The sequence below is a fragment of the Pseudomonas hunanensis genome, from assembly GCF_013393325.1.
Taxonomy (GTDB): Bacteria; Pseudomonadota; Gammaproteobacteria; order Pseudomonadales; family Pseudomonadaceae; genus Aquipseudomonas; species Aquipseudomonas putida_P.
Window position 1 is genome coordinate 5,559 of the sequence record NZ_QJRC01000085.1, and the last position, 20,117, is coordinate 25,675.

The following is a 20,117-nucleotide window of genomic DNA, read 5'->3' on the forward strand; positions in this document are numbered from 1 at the left end:
GGGGGATAAGTCGATGTGTTTTTGGGTCAGGATGGTGAAACACAAAAACCCGTAAGAAGAACGGCGCTGCAGATGATATCTGCAGCGCCGAACCTGTTGGCGCTAGTTATTTTTGAAGCGTGTTAGCAAACGCCTGGGCAGCTTCTGGAGTAGCGAAGGAGTTAGTACGTGCCCCTCCTGGAATGGCTGATTTCACCCTAGTCCCGGTGACCGCGAGAAGTCTGGAGCTACTAATTGGAGCCAAGGGAACACCCATGATGTCCGTTTGCTCCATCTTAACCGTGATCAATGAGCCACGTGGTGATCTGCCGTAGTCAGGGGTTGGTTCAGGTGCGGCACGTTGTGGCAAAGCTGGAGCTGGAGGTGGATTACGATCCGCGCTCGATGAGCGCGCAGACGGCTGATTTATGTCCGCTGGCAAATTGTCCTCTACTGGTGAAATGTCATCTGTTTGGGCCCCGTTGCTCCTTGTGCTGTTACGCCGTAGGCCCCCGTCGCCGGCACCCCCAGCATCCCCCACTTCGGCAACGCTTTGCCTCCTGGCCGCAGCACGTTTGTCGAACCCTGCCTTGACCATCCCTGCCGTCAACGTCATCGTGCCGATGATGGACAGTGACATAGACGCGATGCCCAATTTCTTTTTCTTTTCCGGGTCTTTCACAAACTCCGCGGCAACCTGTGTAGCCGCCGATGCAAGCGTTGCGGTGATACCTACCGCCAGTACGCCAATGACGAGCGGGGTGGCGGCACCTGCGCTCATCACGGCAAAGCCAATGGTCAAGCCTATGTTCATTACCAAAACGCCAATGTTCAGCCAGAACTCAGCCCCGCGCTTCTGCTTCTCTTTCACCGGGTCATCGTTCGAGCCCCAGCCGCGGCTGTAATGCCCGGTAGGGTCCTGCCACATGACCGGGTTGCCCAGGCAGTACACGTACGGGTTGATGCCCGCCAGTTCAGGGTCCAGGTTATCCGGGCTATGGAAGCGCATCAGGCTGGGGTTGTAGGCACGGTAGCCGCGCCCCAGCAGGTACCAGCCCAGTGCCTGCTCGCGCGCTTCGGCATTGAAGCCCAGCAGGCCCAGCAGCTTGCCTTCCTGCACCTCCCCATAGGCGCTGTAGTTGGCTTCATGCACCTCATCATTGGCCGCGCATTCGCCGATGACGCTGTTGTTGTTGCTGGCCATGTACAGGCGTGTCTCGTTGCTTTTGCCCGACTGTTGCAGCCCCAGCGGGGAGTCGCCTGCAAACAGGTACTCGGTGAGCAAGCCATCGCGCAAGGTGCTGCTGACCCGATAGCCCTCGTAACGCCGTTGCTCCTCGGCCTGCGCACCGTGGCGCACGCCCAGCAGTTGCCCGTGGCCGTCATAGCGGAAGTTGGCCAGGGCCGTGCCGCCCGGTGCCGCAGCGCTGGCCAGTTGGCCGGTATCCTCGTCGTACACCAGGCGGTTGCCCTGCTCGTCCTTGAGCATGTTGCCATCGGCGTCGTAATCGTCCTCGCTGAACTTCACCAAAGCGGGGTAATCGGCTGTCAGCGTATGGCTTACGCTTTTCAGCTGGAACGGTGAATCTTCGAAGTATTCGTAGAACGCTTCGTCGACTTCGCCATCCGCGAACTCGCTGAGGCAAAAGTAGATATTGTCGTACGCGTCGAACTCAAACGCCTGGTTGGTGATTGCACGGCCCTTGCTGTTGGTAGGCAGCGCGCTGCCTTCACACCTGTGGTTGTACAAGCGGTCACGGTCATCGTAATCAAAGCGCTCCGTCAGCACCGCCGTACCGGCTTTGATCAGCGTGCGGCTGTGCAGCATGTTGTCGTCGCGCCACACTTGTTCGAGCGCGCGCTCATCGAGGGTGGTGTCAAGCCGGCTCAGCTTGAGGGTGCGCGACGTTTCCCGGCCGCGGTGGTCATAGGCCAGGGTGCACAGCAGTTTCTGCGGGTTGGCGGCCTCGGCGTTGTTGGTGGTCAGCGTGGTATGCAACAGGCCTGCACTGTTGTAAGTGAATACCGCTTGCAGCGTGCCTTGGGTGATCGAGTGCAGCCTGCCAAGTTCATCGTATTCGTATGCTTTTCGGCTGTTGTCGCTGTCGCTGCACGTCAGTATGCGCCCTTGCAACGAATAGACGAAGTCGCGCGTGTAGACATCGCCCGATTGTTTGTCTGCCCAGCTTTCACTCAGCAGGTAACCCTGGTCGGTGTAGCTGTAGCTGCGTGTACCTTGCTCGTTCTGCGCTTCGGTAATGGCTGCGGAGGCCATGCTGTACTTGAAGCTGGAAGGCTTCTGGTTTTTCCCCGCTGTGATACGTGTTGGCGCGGTGCCGACCGCCAGGTCGTACTCGTAGTTGAACGTGCGGCCAGAGCCCATGATTCGCTTCTCTGGCAGCAACTGTGAGCCGCTGTACTCGCGCGTTTCCTGGTGGGGGCCAACGGTCACTTTGACCAGGCGGTCGATATCGTCGAACTCGCGTCCACACACCGAACGCCCTTCATCGTTGCGTTGCGGGTGCAGCAGCAGGGTGGTCGCCAGTTCATCGGTGCTGTGGTGGGCAAACTCCCGGCTCAACGCCGAGCCGTCCGCGCGATCGGTGCGCTGCATGCGCCCCCAGATGTCGTACCTGTAACCGGTGGTGCGTTTGTGTTCGGCACGTGCGGTGTGCTTGCCGCTTGCCGGCACGCCGAAGGTATAGGTTTCTGCGACGCTGCGGCCAAAGCCGTCATAGCTGTAGGCGCGTGTCGATGCCGAGGCACCGTGCTCATCCAGCGTTTGCACCTGTTCTGGTTTGTCGAAGCGATTGAAGGAGGTGGTGCTCTGGCTATTTCGCACACCGGGTTGGTCCGGGTACTCCTCCCAGGTGGTGACGATATCCCCCTCGGCGCCGAACGGGGAGCGGTCGGTGAACACGGTCACCCCGTCCGGGCGCACGGTAGCGCAACGGTTACCCCAGTTGTCGTATCGATGCTGGCTGGTCAAGGCCAGTTCGCGGTCGGGCAGTTGGTCGTAGGTGGTTTCGTTTTCCAGCTGGCCGAAGGCGTTGTAAGCGGCGGAATAAACCTGATACGTCTGTTGTTGCCTGGCCTTCGAGGCCACCGCCTCGCATACCCGCTCTTCCTTGATGATGCGGTTGAGGCCGTCGAACAACACGCGGCTGATTACGCCCAGGTTGTCTTCGGTTTCCTGAAGGTTCTGCTCAGCCGACACGGCATAGCGATAGCGGACAGTGGCGCGCTTTTCGTCATCGTCCGGTGCGGAGGTTTCGCTGGTCAGCCGATTGCTTGTGTCATAGCTGAAGCGCGTGACCGTGTCGTGAATGTCGAGGTTTTCCAGCACCTGGCCTGTCAGCGGATGCTGGCTCTGTTTAGAAACCTTCTGGCTCAGGTTATGCCCGATGGTCGTCTGGGTGGTCTGCAGGACATCGCCCAGCGCCTTGTGCGAGGAGAGGCTGAACTTCCACTCAAGCGTTGTGGTGGTGTCGGCCAGCACTTTACCCAGCTTCGTCCCATCATGCTCGGCATGCAGTGTAGTTTCACGTTTGCTCATGCGGCCGTGGTAGTGAGCATTGCTGGGGCTGCTGAGGTAGGTCCGTTTGACCGTGCTAAGGGCGCGCAGGGCCTGCGGGTTGGCGGCGTCCGTCAGCACTTCCTGTTCGATGGCCAGCCATGTCGAGGCGATTTCGCCGTGTTCGGGCAGGTCGATGCGACCCTGCAGGGTCCCCAGCGCACAATAGGTAAAATCGGTGCGTAGCACGGTGGCGCCTTCTACCACGTTGGCAAGCGTGCTCGGGTAGACCGTCTGGCTTTTTACATGCTTCTTGAAGCCGTTCGGATCAGCGGGGCATTTGCCAGGTTCGCCGTTGGCGTCGTAGTACTCCAGCACGGTGTACCCGCCATCCTGCTGAATTTCCTTGGTGAGGTTACCCTCTCGATCGTATTCGGTGGTGATGGTTTCAAAGCGCTTTTTGTTGGCATCGTCCTCCATTTCCCAAGAGGTCGTTACCGTATTCGCCATCAGGTAAATGGGCGGCTGTTTGCTGAAGGGGTCGCCCAACTCGCCGTGATAGACGATTTGGGTTCGGGTGACCTGTTTGCCCTGAGCGCGGGTTTCCTGGGTGCTGCGGTGGAAGCGGTCGTAGTGGGTGGTGACGGTGCGGTCAGCCTGGCCCGGGCAACGCTGGGTGGTCTTGCACCAATAGCTGTAGCCTGGGTCGACAACGTCGTACAAATTGTCGCGCCCGCTGTTGCGCCAGGTAATGGTGCTGCCATTACCCATGAAGTTTTCAGTGGAGTAGTCATAGTCCGTGCGCATTTCCGGCTGGCCTTGCCCTGGCTGAACGCGATGGCGTTTGACCCGTGGCAGCTTCTTGTCGACGCCCGGCAATGCATGGCCAGGATCCCCGTCGATGCCGTATTCGATGTGCTCTACAGCGCCTGTGGGCGAGACCACTTTGGTCACGCAGGTCTGCCCATGCACGGTCTGGTAGTCGAATTGCCACTGAGTCTGGTCGGGCAGTACCACATTCTGCAGTTGTCGCCCCTTGAACTTCAGTACCTGGCTGGCTTGCACATCAGCGGCGCCAGGGTACAGGGTGAACTCAGTCGTGCCGCCGTAGGCGACCTGCAGCAACAGGCGGCCTTTACCTGCGCCATCGGGATGCCCGCTGTGTACGTGCGTCAAGCAAAACCAACCCGGGGTAACCGAGTTGCTTGCGTAGGTGAGTTCGAGCCAGTGCCCGGACGGTGCGTAGATGCGTGTCGGCAAGGCCGCACGCTGTGCGCCCGCGCCCATCTCTTCGAGTATTTCGACCACGCCGCTACGGTGCACGACGCGGAAGCGCCCTTCGCCATCCTTGTGGAAGTGGAAGGTATCGAGTTTTTTCTCGCTGATGCTCTCGATGCCGTCCACGGTGAACTGTTCGCCGGTAAACAGCGACAGGGCGCCACCGCCTTCAGGGTAGGCATGCTCGACAAAGCGGGAAAGGTTCAAATCCCATCCTTCGCCATACCCGACATCGCCCGCGGCCATTGAGTTGTAGGCCAGGTTTAGCGAGAAACTGGCACCGGCGCCGCTGTCGGCAACCAGTTCACGCATCGCGATGCTCAGCCCATATTGGCCGGTACGTGGGTCGACACGCTTTTCGACGGCGAAGTTATTGGCATTGGAGTGCGCGGCCATGCTGCTCATGGGGTCACCTGCGTTGTCGGGTTGGTTGGGTAGAACAGCTGGCCGCAGCGGTATTTGGTAGGGCCATTTTCGTCGGACTTGTGCGCGCGGCCGATCATGACTTTGCCAAGGCCACAGGTGAAATCGGAATTTGACTCCTTGACTTCCTTCTCCCAATCACCGGGTACGACGATCATTTTGTTTTCGACAGCTTCCGTGTCTTTGTAAAGCGTGGCGCAGCGGTAGGTGGTGTACCCAGTTTCATCGCCTTTATGGCCGCGCCCGACCATCACGCTGTCCGTCGGGCACGTGAAGTAAATGGGGTCGACCTTATCTTTGTTGTAAGTAACGGCTTCTGTACAGCTTTTGTCGGGCTGTTTTTCGCTCGTGCTTTCAGGTTTGCGCCTGCCACATTCAGAGATCCTGGCGGCGGTATAATCCTGTTTAATCACAATCTTCACCTTCCCATCGCCTTTCACGGTCTGGCAGGTGTATTTCGTCCAGTCATCTTTATGATCACCGTGTTCATCGCCACTGTGCGCACGGCCGACCATGACTTCGTCGCTTGCGCAATCAAACTCGTGGTCGTGTTCTTTTTCTATCGTGGTGGTCGTCTTTTCGCCCAAGGGCACAGGCGTGAGTGTTGGTGTGTTGGAGTCTTCGGAAATGTTTATTTGCAGGCAACTCAGTTTCCTAGTGATTCTTCCTGCGTCATTGTGGGTTTTGGCGGCCAGTTTGAAACCGACAGGTTTTTCGCCGGCATCGTTGGTGTAGTCAATGTATTTGCCTACCTCGAACTCTGCCAGGCGGTCAATGCCAATTTCAGGGAGTTGCGAGGGATTGCGCGTCGTCTCTAGTCGGATAACGAAGCTTTTGTTATCTTCGGGGTCGTCCTCTGTGTAAAACGTATCGTCTAATTTCGTGTCGCACAACCAATCATCGGTCAGCAGGATTTCTGCGGAGGAGGGAATATCGTGCATCACGATATCGCTGGGCTTGATGTCATAGCAATTACCCACGCCTATCCCCCCGCGCTCCGCCACGGAGAGTTTTAATGTTTTTCCTGCACCGGCTGGGGGGATATCCACGGTGCAACGGCGTTCCCCAAAGTCTCCGGTTGGCGCTGAAATCAGGGTAATTGTACCTGCGCTGGCATAGGGGGTAATTAAGCCACAAAAAATGAACGTTAACGTCAAGAGAAGAGGCGGGGATGGGGCGCGGTGGGTACGGCTTCCCCGTGTTGTATTTATCATGGTCGAACTCCGTTGTTTATTGATCAAGCTGCTGATTAGCAGGCCACTCCTCGCAGGGATGGCCCGGTAACGCTCAGGCTAAAACAGCTGGATTCGGTTGGCACCTGGCATAAATAACAGGTAGGGCGCAGGCCCAGCCAAGACGTGCAGTGCCGCCGGGCACGGGCTTGGGCCTAGTATTTTTGCCAGTGGTCGAGCACCGGTTGCAGGCGTAAAACTTGGTTCCGGTAAGCCTGATATGGAGTAAGAACAATGATTTCAAAAGCGGAAAACCGCGCGATCGACAGCGTGGGGGGGGGCGCAACTTTCATCCATCCCAAGCCGGTCATTGAAGGGTTGACGCAGAGCCTTGAAGTGGACCTGGACCGCTTGGGTAGCGACAGCCTCAGCGCCGTTATTCGAGGGGCAGGGCTGAGTCACGGAGACCTTGTTTACTCCAATTGGTTAGGGGTGGATCGGGAGGGTGTCCCATTTGACTTGGTCAGGGAGGTCACCCTGGTACAAGACCCGGATAATGTAGTTTTACAGATAGACAATCGGACCGTGACGAATGCCAGTGGCGGTTATGCGTTCCTGTCGTACCAAGTTAATGATGTGACAGCGCCAGAGTCCATGCGGCAGTTTTGTTATGTGGGTGTGCGTGGCCCCGGTAGATTGCCGGTGGTGCAGGTACTGCAATCGCACGGTTTGAAGATCAATAAGGATGAGTTGCAGCAGCATGCCCACGTGGTGACGGCTGCTTACCAGGCCATTCAGTATGGTGATCAGGTTACATTGACAGTTCGACGCTTCAGAAGTACGGGGTTGGAGTTGCCAAAGCTGGAAAAGTCATTGCGCCCGGAACAGAAGTTCAACGGTGAGCCGCTGGAATGGTTGATACCCAAATCGGACCTGAATGCAGTCGATGTGGATGGGCGTCTTGAAATGAGTTATACCGTTAAACTCAAGGACGGTCGCGAACTTACACCCTCGCGTACGCAAACGTTCTTGATCAGCGACGCAGTGGACACGGGTACATTATTGCCCGCACCTGAGGTGGGCAATGGTGGTGGTAGCGAAATTGATCCTGGCAACTACCCAGACGGTTTACCGATTATCATCGACGGTTATCCGCAGCCTGCCGTAGGTGACTATTTGCTGCTGGCCTGGGTGTTGCCGTCGGGCGAAGCCAGCGTGCAAGTTATTCGTCTGGATGAAAGCAGCCTGGTCGCCGGGCGATTTTCCCTGCTGATCGAACCGGCACTGTTACTTGCCAGCCTGGGGGCAGTACAGGTTTTTTACCAGTACGCGCGTGAAGGCGCCTCGTTGACGTCACACGCAGTGCCACTGGACGTGACGGCGCCTCGCGCAGTGCCTCCCATGCCTACTGTCAGGGACAGCACAAATGCCGGTGCGGCAGATGAATATAATATCAATGCCTGGGATATCAGGAGAAATGGGGCCTACGTCCTCATCCCCAGCGAAGCCGATCTGCGCCCGGATGAACACGTTGAAGTGCACTGGCAAGGCGACCCGAACGGTGGCCGAACAATCATTCAATACCCAGATGCGGAAGGCCCGTTGGTATTCAACGTGCCTGCCGAGTTTGTCCCGGCCAATATGGGTGTCACGCCGTCCAAGCGGTTCGAAGTTTTTTATCGGATAGTGGAAACGAATACAGGGCTTCATTGGGATAGTAAAGCGGTGAAGTTGCTGGTGTTGCCGGTGGATGAAACACGGTATGAACGTATTGATTGCCCGGATGCAAACGCCGATGAAGAGCTGGTGTTGGTGCCCGCGGGTGGCAGGCTGAAGTTGGAACCCTGGTTATTTATCAAGAAAGACCAGCTACTGAGCATTCACCTTAGTGGTATAGGGGCTGGGTCGGTACCGGTAACGGAAGTGTTGCGCGATCAGGTGCCGGTTACCGAGTTGCAGGTGAAAGAGGGTGTAGACGATTTACTGACTCATGAGCTGTTGAGCAAGCTACAGCCGGACCAAAAATTTTTGGTTTGGGCCAGTGTCAGTTTCGATGGCGTCCAATGGACGGACTTTCCGAAACTAGACCTGACGCTCAAGGTATGAAGGTGAGCGTTGTCGGGATGCGCTCGGTTATTTGCCGTGTTGAAACAGTGAAGGAACGGCCACTTAAAGCGGGCCGCTTGAATTTATTTGCAGGGCTGAACAGGCTCGATGAAGCGAGGGATTGGTCGTGACAAACCTTACTAAAGAACAGATACTCCAGCAGCTGGCTGGCGGCACGGTCATGGCGGGTTGGTCTGCTATTGCCCAAGTGGGGCGAGATCAGATCAACCAGTTATTGTCGGACCAGTGGCTACAAAGCTATACCAATCAAACGTTCATCGAACCCATGAGCATGGCGTTTGACCTGGACGAGGGCGGCCAGTTGCGTGGCGAGTTTCGCAACCTGGTATTTGGCCCGCCACAGCTGTATTTCGAAGAGGCCAACTTGCTGTCGGCCGTCACGACCGTGCGAATGACCCTGCTCTCGGGCGATTACATTCAGCATGCTTATTTGCCGGGCAGCCCGCCTGTACTGTTGCGGGCTCACAGTGTGAATGAGGCCATGCGCTATGCGGTCAGCGCGCACATAGAGCTGAAACTGCAGCAAAGCGTGAGCGGGCAGTATACCCAATTGGTGCTGGCGCTTTCAGATGCTCGGACCGATACGCTGCAATGTGACCTGGGTACCACCGACTATGCATCGAAACAGATAGGCAAAGCGGTTTACGACCATTGGCTCAACCAACCTAGCGCTCGCCAGGTCTATACCTTGGTCGAGTTCGATGGCGAAGATTACGCGTCGATGTCGCCCAAGAGCATCAAGGTTTTGACCCAGAGGGCACCTTGGGGGGCCAAGACAGACAAACTGTTCAAGGACAAGGCCGCTAGCGAAGGCGATGGCGCGGTGGTGTTGATGATGCAGTTACGCTCTCATCTGCTGCAGGGCACGCTTCCGCAACCCGGCAACAACTTCCCCTATCTAAGTCCCGGCACAGCCGCCACAGGGGCCGAGCATTCATGCTCGCTGTTGCTTGACCCAATCAACGATCGCAAGCGTGGCGAGCCATTGGCTCAGGTACTCAGGCCGGTACGGATACCCAACGCGTATCGCTACACGTACGAAGACGCTGACAAGTACGAGCCAGCCGATGTGGTCGGCTTTGGTCAGATTTCGCCCACAGAAAACACCTACCGGGTAGACCCAGCCACGGCAAGTACCGTGGCGCAGGGAAGCGTGCCCTTCGCGCTCAATGGGGTTACGCCCGTCACGGCGTGGGCAACCGCTAACCTGAGGAGTGTTTCTGCCAGTGGCACAATTAGCGCCGCCGGCATTTATTCGTCGGGCGATGCAGATCGGTTCATCGCCGATAGCCAGGTTTCGGTGGTGACGGGGCAGTACCTGGATGGCAGTGGCAGTGAGCAGTCACGTAGTGCGGTGGTGGTCGAGCACGTCAAGCCGGTGCAGATATCCCCTCGAATCATGGTCACCGGCGCCAATGGAGTGCCGATCGAACTGTCTGCCTCAAGCGTGAATGGCGGTACCCTTAAGTGGGATAAGATCGATACACCGCAAGCATTACGCGCTTCACGAGGACCGGGACGGGCCGGTAACCTCGACAAGCGCGACCACAGCAGCGCATACGAGTTGGACCTGGGCAGGTTGGAAGACCTGGGTAATGGCAAGGCCCGTTTCACGCCGGCAATGATCGAACCAGGTAAACCCGAAATCCTGTTCCAGGTCATTCGCGTCACGGATACTCGAACGAACGCCTATGCCGAGGCGACAGTGGTAATCGTGAACTGGCCCCAGCGCTATTTTGTCGAGCCATTCTATGTGGCGGGCTACAAGCCCAACGCCACCGTGCCATTCAAAGTCACGGATGCGCCCAGCGACCTGACGTGGCATGTGTTTGGAGAAGGTGATGTAGACCAGAACGGTGTCTATACCCCCCCCGAGAACGCCCAATTGCCGGTTACCGTAGTAATGGCCGATTACAATGACTCGCGGAACGGGTACGCAATCATCGAACACCGACCGGTCGCAACCGCCGCACCCGTGGCCAGTAGCTGGGATGGCCTTCTCAGGTTTGCCGTCGAACTGCTCAGCGTTGGCAAATGTTTTGCCAACGGTATGCAGCAGATTGAAGTAAGAATAACCATCGAGACAAAAGTTGATAGGCCGGGGGTTATTTCGCCACCGATCAGCGATAAAGAACTCGCCAGCCTCAAACTGTACAACGTTGAGGGCGGCAAGGTGCTTGAATTCCTACCTGACGGTGAAGAAGGCCTTGAACCAGGCGACGGCCCTAAAAATTGGGTCGTGAATAATAGTGCCAATCGGGTGGGATCACGTACTCAGGTTATGCAGGGCAGCGCGCGAGGGGAAGACAGTACCCGATACAAGCGGTTTTTCCTGCAGAGTACCGCCGTTGGCACGCTGGAAGTGGCTGCCCAGTTCAAAGGTGACGATAATGCAGTCTATCGCTCTACCGATTACGTCGACGGTACCCAGAAAGTAACGGTGGTTGCTGAGTCCGTGCCTGTTTTTTCCAGGGATGCCTACACGTTCACGCGTGTCCCGGTGAAAGGCTGGGAAGGCGTGGGTGATGAAGACTTTCACAAGGTAGACGATACCACCGACTATTGGATACTGGCGGGAGCAAAAGATGATGCCTTCCAGACACTGAAGTTTCTCAGGCTGAAGTTCGAAGACGACAGCCCCGTGTCGACGATGCGCTGGGAGTCTGATCAGCGAAGGGAAAAGTACTGCAGTTTTACCGGTTATGCGTTCACCCCATTTGTTCGTGAGAACAGCCAGCTCGGTAACGAAACAGACAACCCAGAGGACCCTGAAAAATACCTTGTACATGACGGCTTGTTGCAGGCGTTGGTGCAATACCAAACCCAGCTCGATACCTATTTGGATACAGAGCTGCTTGATGACTATAAAGCTGCGGCGGGCGACGTTTGTTTTGCTCTGCACCGGGTATCGGACCTGCCTATTATTTACGACAAAGAAAACCCCATTGAAAGGCAGTGGCGAGCCGAACTGGAAAAGCCCTTGTCGTTCCGCCTGATGGATCAGAACGGTAATTGGCATAAGCTCAGGGTTTCATTCCATTTGGCGAATGGTCTGCAGGGTAGTCGCGACAAGCTGACTTACGCGATCAACTAATCAAATGGATTATTTAGGAGGCTTGGTATGTCTGGTAAAACGGCGTTGCATTCCGGTGCGTTCAATTTCTTGAGTTTCATCAGTAATGGTGTTGATCCGCGTACAGGCCAGTATGGCCTGAGTATCGCGTTGCCTGTGTTGCGTGGTGACTATCTTGGGGGGGTGGAGTTTCCATTGAGGCTCAGCTATAGCTCGATGGGGGCGGGGGACTTTGGATATGGGCAAGGTTGGGATATCAATCTAAGTAGTTTCATCGAGGATGCCTACCCTGCCGGGGGAGGGGCACTTTCGCTGTATACCGGTGAGCGATTTACAGTGGACGGCGTGGAGAGTATTAGCGAGAAAAAGCTGGACTCTTTCCATTTTCACAAGGATGGCGATGGGCTGTACCGGGTCGAGCACAAGGACACACCACTGACGGAAGTGCTGCAGCCCGTTAATATCGGTACAAGGAAGTTGATGCTGCCGAAAAAAATCTATGCCGATTCAAGGCGTTGCTTGGAGTTCGTCTATCGTGACAATCCGCAATTGCCAGGTACCCCCTGCCTGAGTGAAGTGTTTGATTCAGGTGTGGGTGGGGGGCGGCCAGCTCGCCTGTTGTTGATTGAGTACTCGGGCGATATGGTCATCACCTTGTACCCGGATCAACCGGAGGCGAGGGCCAGTTACACCCTCAAGTTCAACGGGCGGCGGCTGGAACGTGTGGTGTTGCCCACCGATGAATTGGCGTACTGGGAGTTTTCCTACCAGCAGGTGCATGGGCAAACCTGTGTGAGCCGGGTGCGAACGCCGACGGGCGCGGTCGAGCATATCGAGTACGGTGTTGACGGTGACCCTGGCCACAAGCTCCCAGGGGTTGAGCAATATTTGCCGCGGGTCAAGCGCCACCGCATTGTTCCGGGTTTTGGCCAACCCGATACAGTGACCGAGTATGACTATTCCACGACCAACTTCGTGGGCAATGGCAGCTCAATCGTCTGGAACAACAATGGCCGCGATAACCTCTACGAGGTGACGGATGCCAACTATTCCTATTGGAGTAAAACCACCGAGCGCTGCCCAGGACAGGCGGATCGCACCGTCTTGTCAACCTACGACCGCTTCCACCGCAGTGTCGAGGTAAAACAGGTTCAGGGCCAATGTGTGAATACCACGGTCAGCCAATACCCTGGCAATCCGGCGGAGCCCTTCATAAAGCAACCTGCGAACTTCCAGCTGGCGAGCCTTTCGACCCAGACCTGGCAAGTGGAGGGAAATGCGGCGATTGGCAAGGCCGAACACGCTACCACCTATGACGTGTTTGGCAACCTGATAAGCGAAGTGCCCGCCACGGGCGTCGAGACGTTGTACGAATATTACCCCGCTGCAGGCGAGCTGGGCAGTTGCCCGGCAGACCCGCAGAACTTTGTGCGCTGGCGCAAGAGCCAGACCATTAACCCATCATCCGTAGGCGAGGCCGCAACCACGCGCACGCAGTTCGTCTATAAAGCGCTCGACCCGGTTCCGCTGCCCGACGGCACGCCCGACTATATTGCCAAACAGTGGCTCGTGGAAAAAGAACAGCATTTTTTTGAGCTGCAAGGTGACGCCAAGGTGCCGGTACCGCTGAGCCATTCGCTTACCGATTACCATGAATCCACAGCGGACTTGTTGAGTTATGGGCGGCCAAGCATCACGACTTTCACCATGGGCGACCAGGATACGACCACGTCGTACACCTACACGACAGAGGTCGTGGAACACCATCCAGCCTTGGTGACCACTCAAGTGGTGACGGGCTTCGATCATGGCCAAGCGCTGGAAGACGGCACCCTTCGCGATGTTCAGAAAACTATCGTCCTGAAGCACTCGGCATTGATCGGTGAGCCATTGTTCAACCGGGATGACAACGATGTGGAAATTGCCTATGCCTATGATCGACTGGCCCGTGTGATCAGTGAGACCGTTGCACCCAACGATCCCATTTACAGGGCCTATCGCACTTACAGCTATGTGCTGGCGGTTCTTGACGAACCGGCTGTGCAGACGTCGAGCGATGTCAAGCGCGTAACGACCCGATCGAAACTCGATGGTTTGGGCCGTGTATTCGAAGAGGAGCGTATGGACGCCGATAGTGCCGAAGTATGGCGACGCCAGGCGTATCGCAAGAGCTATTCGGCTGTTTACAACGCTTACGGCCAACTTGAGGAAGAAACCGAATACGACTGGATGGCGGATGAGGTTTCCGAGCAGGGGGTTCACCGTCCAGTCGACCTGCCGTTGACGGTGCGCTATGGCTACGATGACTGGGGCCAGCAGGCGTGGCAAATTGGGCCTGATGCTATCCGCCACGTTGAAGAGACGAACCCGGTGGGTAACCAGAACTCGGCGTTTATGCCTATCAAGCGCAGTTGGCGGGAGTCAGAAGATCGCGCTGACGCAAGTGGCGTGACCGAAACTTGGTTCAACCGGTTCGATGAACCCACCCAGGTCAGGCGCTTCAAGTCCAGGGACGATACCGTTGCATACAGCCAACATACCTATCATTACGATGGCCTGGGGCGTGTGGCCCGGGAAGTGGCGGCCGATCAGTCCGTCACGCTGAGTACTTACGATCCCTTCGGCCGGTTGCTGGAGCAGACCCTCCCCGACAGGTCGGTGGTAACCCGCCGCTATGCGGACTTCGACAGTGGCGACCTTCCGGCATACATCGGTGTCAATGGCATCGAGCTGGGCACACAAACCTTCGATGGCCTCAAGCGGCTATACAAGTCTGATACGGGTGGGCGTAAGCGCAGTCTGTACTATAAACCTGGGCAAAACCGGCCGGAGAGGGTGTTTACGCCCTCCAAGCAATGGGTCGATTACGAATATAACCCCGTGTTGGGTGAAGAGCCGCTAAAGCGAGTATCCAGCCGGTTCACGGCTGATTACCAGTACGATTCGGAAAACGCCCGGCTGTTGAGCTGTACCGAAGATGGGCAAACCCTGGAAAGGGAGTATTTCAGTACCGGGCAGATGAAGTTGGAGAGGCGCAAGGAGGGCGACGAAGTCTTTGAAATGCAGTATGCATTCAGCTACCGCGAACGCATGCTGAGCTACACCGATGTGCTGGGCCAGGTGCAAGACTATGAGTATGACGCGGCCGGGCGTTTGCTGCAGACCACGCTGGGCTCGACGGTAGCAATGTTCGCGTACGACACGCTGGGCAGAACGTCGGAAATCGCAACGCGTGATGGCGACAACTTCCTCATTACTCAGTTGGAATATGACGATTTCGATCGTGAGACGCTTCGCCGTTTCGATATGAAGGGTGAGATACAGACGTTGACCCAGCGGTACGATGAATGTGACCGCATCGTGGTGAAAACCTTGTGGCCAGGGGAGCCGGGAGAAGACCAGCGGCGACAAGCCGAGGTGTACGCTGATCGTGTTCGGGGCAAGGTGTTTCAACCTGCCGCGTCTGCAGATGTCAATGAGCGGTTGAAAAACATCTACGCAAAGCACAAGCCCTTTAATTCGGGAGCTGGCGGTGTGCTGAACGGAGAAAACTGGCTCAGGAACGAGGTCTATGCGTACGAGAGTCGCGGTCGCTTGTATGACTATAAATGCAGTGGCGAATTGGCCCCAGTCGACCCGCAAGGGCATGTGATCCGTGGCCAGGCATTTGAGTTTGATGCCCTGGACAATATTGTGCTGGTTATCACCGAACTGACAGATAAAGACACGGACGCGCCGGGTGAAAATGTGGCCGAGTACTTCTTCGAATATGAAGACCCTGCGCAGCTCAGCAAAATAACCAATAGCTATGAAGGGTATACAGCCGAGCAGAGGTTGACGTATGACGATGACGGCAACCTTGAAGACGATGGTGAGGGCATGGAAATGGAATATGACGCCACGGGTAGGCTGAGGTCAGTCGTCAAGGCGGGGGGGACCTCGAACTATTACTATGATGGTGTTGATCGTTTGAGTGGGCAGAGTTGATCCTGTGCTTGTAGCCTTGCTACCCCTTGAGAGCCCGCGCTAGCGCGGGTTTTTTTGTTTTGGCCGGTACGCAGATAATATAACGGCCATGTTGGCAACTGACAAATTTGCCAGTTGTGCGGGGGGAGGATGTGGATTTCAATGATCACGTAGCTGTCCGCGCAGCCCCTTATGTTGAGTGTCTAATATGAAAGTAGAATTGAAAGGGAAAATTAAAGTAAAAATTAAAGAAAAGGTGAGCGGTAAAAAAAGCAAGCCCTCAGGCCGTAAGCGTGTTTTTGCGCCTGTCTCACCTCAGATCGATTCGGCCCTGATAGCAGACCCCACCGATAATACGATGCTGAGCTCGGCCTTGACAGATGATGCAGTCGATATTGATTTGACCATCACTGATTGGGGTGCAGCAGGTGATCCCAATGTAGGGGAGTTTGACCAGATGTGGCTGTTGCATCTGCCAGACGGTGGGGCCGAGGAGGAGCTGCACAATGGTCAGTATGATAGAAACAGTGTTTTCCCCTTTGACGTTACTCTGGATAAGGATCAGGTAAAAAGATGGGGTGAAGGCGGTCATACTTTTTTTATCAGGGTCGTCCCTTATAACAACCCCCATCCTGTAGATTTTCCCCCGTTACACTTGATCTTTGATCGTGTCGCTCCCTACCCCAATCAAATGCCCAATCCATTCCCGGCTATTGCTGCCGTGTTAGACACCAATATTGGTTCGGTTGAGCTCACATTGCCTGGCTATCCACTTCCGAGTGACACCACTTATCCCGGTTGGGATGCTAAAGATACCGTAGGGTGGGTCTGGCGCAAGCAAGTGCCTGTTGATCCGGGTGACCTGGTACCAGACGGCACCGCGCTTGTCACTACAGTGCCTCTGACGATACCGGTGCCTCAGAATGTTATTGAGGATGAGGGGGACGGTGGCATCCTTATCGCCTACATTCTTCAGGACAAGGCCGGTAATCGCAGTGCCGTGTCTAGGGCCACGCGCGTTACGGTGGCGCTAGGGAATTTGCCTGTCCCGGCGGATTTCCAGAAGCCTCTGGTGTTAGACATGAACAACGGTGTGGTGGATCAGGACGCCGTGCTTAAAGGTATAGAAGTGCAGATTGATGCCTTCCAGCATTTCAAATCGTCGGATCTGATTACCCTCCATTGGGGCACACATGATTTCGCTGAGCGGGCAGTGGGTACGTTCCCGGTCAAGCAGGCTATTCCTGCCAGTGTTATCCTGGATATTTACGGCAAAGGCTCTACAGGCGTCAAACCGGTCGATGTAACGTATGAAGTGCGGCGTGGCGATCACCCATTGGGCGGTGAGAGTGACACATTCGATGTCAACCTTGAGCGCATTGGCCCGATCGTGCCCGACCCTGATCCGGAGTGGCCGGGGCCTGTAAATCCGCAAATGGCCCTGCCGGATGTATATGGAGGCAATGATAACCAGAAAAATCACCTGACCGAGAACGATGATGGCGCCGATGCCGAGTTGAGAGTAACGATCGACGCTGCATTCGCGGAAGATGATCTGGTTGAGTTTTACTACACCGATGAACATGTCATCGAAGCGGATTATCAACTTGAGCAGGCCGACCCTGGCAACGAAATCAAAGTGACCATCCCGTGGGCATACATTCTTCGACACGACAATGGCAACCGCTTTGCTCACTATGAAGTCAGCCGTGCAGGTGTGCCGAACAAGGCTGCTTCTGGACCTCAGCCAATTGTGGTGGAGGCTATTGTCATACACCCGGAAGCTGCGGAGATCCTGGGTGGTTATGTAGGCGGAGGGCGCCTGTGGCTGAACTGCACTTCGTTGTTTGACCCTGCGGATCCAACTGATGTTAACCCTGATGTGCGTATCAATATCCCTGACCTGAGCAAATGGTTGGCCAACGGTGAAGACTTGACACTGACCTGGACGGCGACCCAGGGAAGTTCTCCTGGTGGGCTCGATATACCAAATGCTAAGTTTGAAAAAACTATTCAGTTGAACGCGACTAACCCACCCACCGGGTTCGTTTGGCGAATCCCTTATGCCGATGGCCTGAAGCCGATTTACGAGTTCAATCAGGCAGTTACTTATGATGGGCTGGCGACTTTCATTTATGCATTTGAACGTAATGGTAAAACGATCACATCCGAGCCTGCCGTGGCAGTGGTATCCATGCACTCGTTTACCGCCGAATGCCCACTTGTTCGTCCTTGAGTGTTGGCGATCCGGCATGCGGGCTGGGTTTGCTGAAAAGTCGCATCAATTACAGGACTTTTCCTACTCGCGACTGGGTGATTTCTTAATAGCCTTGCTCACGTTTTTGCTGCCCGTTTGCGGGTTAATCGATGAGGCTAAAGTGCAATGATCAAAAGGCGCAACTTCACCCTGTCCCCCTTGGCGTCAGCCATTGGGCAACTCTTGCTAGGCGCCTCTGCTGTGCTCTTCACTGGGCCTGCAGGTGCCCTGACGCTGGTGGACGATGAGCAACAAATTGGTGCCAGTACCCCGGTTGACAGCTACAGGGTCAATGACGGCGGGCGCTTGGTAGCCGAGGGGGCTACCACTCAGCAGATCGACGTGCGCACAGGCGGAGGTCTACAGCTTGAGGGCTCCACGGTATCCGCCACGGGTGTCGCTGCAGTCATGGTCAATGGCGGTGCTTCGGCAACCATCGCCAATGGCTCGCGCCTGACCAGCAACCTGTTTGGCCTCGATGTACTGCGCAGTGCGACGGCGGGTTCAACGGTGTCGGTAACGGGCAGCCATATCGAAGGCGGGGTCGGCGGTGCCAGGGTGGCCGGGAGTTCTCATCTTTCCCTGACCGACAGCACCCTGGTGAGTACCGGGGCAGCCGGTGCTGCTTTGCTATTTGGCGATGCTCGGCTGGATGCGACCAACAGCCAGCTGACCAGTGCCACGGATGGCATCCGGGTGGTGGGCGATGCGCTTTCGACTGAAGCTGCATCGCTCAATCTGCAGGGCTCGCGGGTGGAGGGCCAGAATGGCGCTGCCATCCGGGTGGGTAGCGCAAACCAGGCGCCCGGCGATGCGGCGATCACCATCAGCGGCGGTACTACGCTGGTTGGCAGCAATGGCAACCTGCTGGAAGTGGCGAACGGCTCCAACGCTACGATGCTGGTGGAGGGTAGCAACCTGGTAGGTGATGTCCTGGTGGAGGACGGTTCCAGCGCCAAGCTGACCTTGGGCAACCAGGCCAGCCTGACCGGGCGCCTGACCAATGTCGAGAGCTTGGCACTGAATGACGGCGGGCGCTGGAACATGGTCGAGGACAGTGAGGTCGCACAACTGGCCATGGCGGGGGGGGCGGTACGTTTCGGTGAAGCCACGCAGTACCAGCGCCTGACCCTTGGCAACTTGTCGGGCAGTGGCACGTTCATCATGGATGCCGATTTCAGTACAGGCGAAACCGACTTCCTGGACATCACCGGCACGGCAACCGGCAACCATAGTCTGCTGATCGGCAGCAGCGGCAATGAACCCACGCAGGAAAACAGCCTGCATCTGGTTCATACGGCGGCGGGGGATGCGCAGTTCTCGCTGCTTAACGGCCCGGTGGACCTCGGGGCGTTCTCCTATAGCCTTGTGCAGCGCGGCAATGACTGGTTCCTGGATGGCGCGACCAAAACGATAAGCCCAGGTACCGAGGCGGCCATGGCCTTGTTCAATACTGCGCCCACGGTGTGGTACGGCGAGTTGTCTTCCCTGCGCAGCCGCATGGGTGAGTTGCGGCTTGACGAGCGCAATGCGGGCCTGTGGGCCCGCAGCTATGGCAGCAAATATAACGTTTCGGCCTCGACCGGTACGCCCTACAGCCAAGTTCAGCAGGGCTTCTCGCTGGGGGCCGATACGCCGTTGCCGTGGGGCGATGGTCAATGGCTGGCCGGGGTTATGGCGGGCTACAGCAGCTCAGACCTGAACCTGACCCGAGGCGCTTCGGGCGAGGTGAAAAGCTATTACCTGGGGCTGTATGCCACTTGGCTGGATGCCCAGACCGGCTATTACCTCGACAGCGTGGTCAAGCTGAACCGCTTCGACAACCAGGCCAAGGTAAGTCTCAGTGATGGCCAGCGTACCGAGGGCGATTATGACAACGTTGGCGTGGGGGCGTCGGTAGAGTTCGGTCGCCACCTGGCGCTGAATGATGGCTATTTCGTCGAGCCTTTCGGGCAACTGTCGGTCGTTGGTATCCAGGGCAAGGACTACCACCTGGACAATGGCTTGAAGGCCGACGGTGATACGACGCACTCGGTGCTGGGCAAGGCCGGCGCCACGGCGGGGCGTACCTTGAAGCTTGAGGGTGGGCAGTGGCTGCAACCTTATGTGCGCCTGGCTTATGTGCACGAATTCGCCAACAACAACCTGGTCAAGGTCAACGATCACCGTTTCGACAACGACCTGTCAGGCTCGCGCGCGGAGCTAGGCATGGGGGTAGCGGTATCGCTGACGGAGCGCCTGCAACTGCATGCCGATTTCGACTACAGCAATGGCAAGGCGCTGGAACAACCTTGGGGTGCCAACCTGGGCGTGCGTTACAGCTGGTAA

General features: G+C 56.6%; 7 protein-coding genes. 5 read left to right on the forward strand and 2 right to left on the reverse strand.

Annotated features, from left to right (window positions below; all coding sequences use genetic code 11):
- Window positions 1–106 precede the first annotated feature (106 nt).
- Window positions 107–5,176: an RHS repeat-associated core domain-containing protein gene (locus DM807_RS12335; protein WP_179027419.1), complete on the reverse strand. Its 5,070-nt coding sequence runs from the start codon at window positions 5,174–5,176 to the stop codon at window positions 107–109.
- Window positions 5,173–6,408 (reverse strand): hypothetical protein, encoded by a 1,236-nt coding sequence (locus DM807_RS12340; protein WP_179027420.1) that lies wholly within the window; start codon window positions 6,406–6,408, stop codon window positions 5,173–5,175. Before DM807_RS12340 ends, DM807_RS12335 begins: the two co-directional genes overlap by 4 nt.
- 252 nt (window positions 6,409–6,660) lie before the next feature.
- On the opposite strand from DM807_RS12340, the gene DM807_RS12345 reads away from it, so the two are divergent.
- The 5 genes from DM807_RS12345 to DM807_RS12365 all read left to right on the forward strand — a co-directional run bounded on the left by DM807_RS12345 (window position 6,661) and on the right by DM807_RS12365 (window position 20,117).
- On the forward strand, window positions 6,661–8,472 hold the full coding sequence (locus DM807_RS12345; protein ID WP_179027421.1) for a hypothetical protein: 1,812 nt from the start codon (window positions 6,661–6,663) through the stop codon (window positions 8,470–8,472).
- 127 nt (window positions 8,473–8,599) lie between these two features.
- Entirely contained in the window at window positions 8,600–11,587 is a 2,988-nt protein-coding gene (locus tag DM807_RS12350; protein ID WP_141729026.1) for a hypothetical protein, read from the forward strand.
- 27 nt (window positions 11,588–11,614) lie between these two features.
- Window positions 11,615–15,553 (forward strand): RHS repeat domain-containing protein, encoded by a 3,939-nt coding sequence (locus tag DM807_RS12355; RefSeq protein ID WP_179027422.1) that lies wholly within the window; start codon window positions 11,615–11,617, stop codon window positions 15,551–15,553.
- Between the two features lie 187 nt (window positions 15,554–15,740).
- Window positions 15,741–17,768, forward strand: coding sequence for a hypothetical protein (locus DM807_RS12360; protein WP_179027423.1), 2,028 nt, complete (start codon window positions 15,741–15,743; stop codon window positions 17,766–17,768).
- Window positions 17,769–17,915: 147 nt separating this feature from the next.
- Window positions 17,916–20,117, forward strand: coding sequence for an autotransporter outer membrane beta-barrel domain-containing protein (locus tag DM807_RS12365; RefSeq protein ID WP_179027424.1), 2,202 nt, complete (start codon window positions 17,916–17,918; stop codon window positions 20,115–20,117).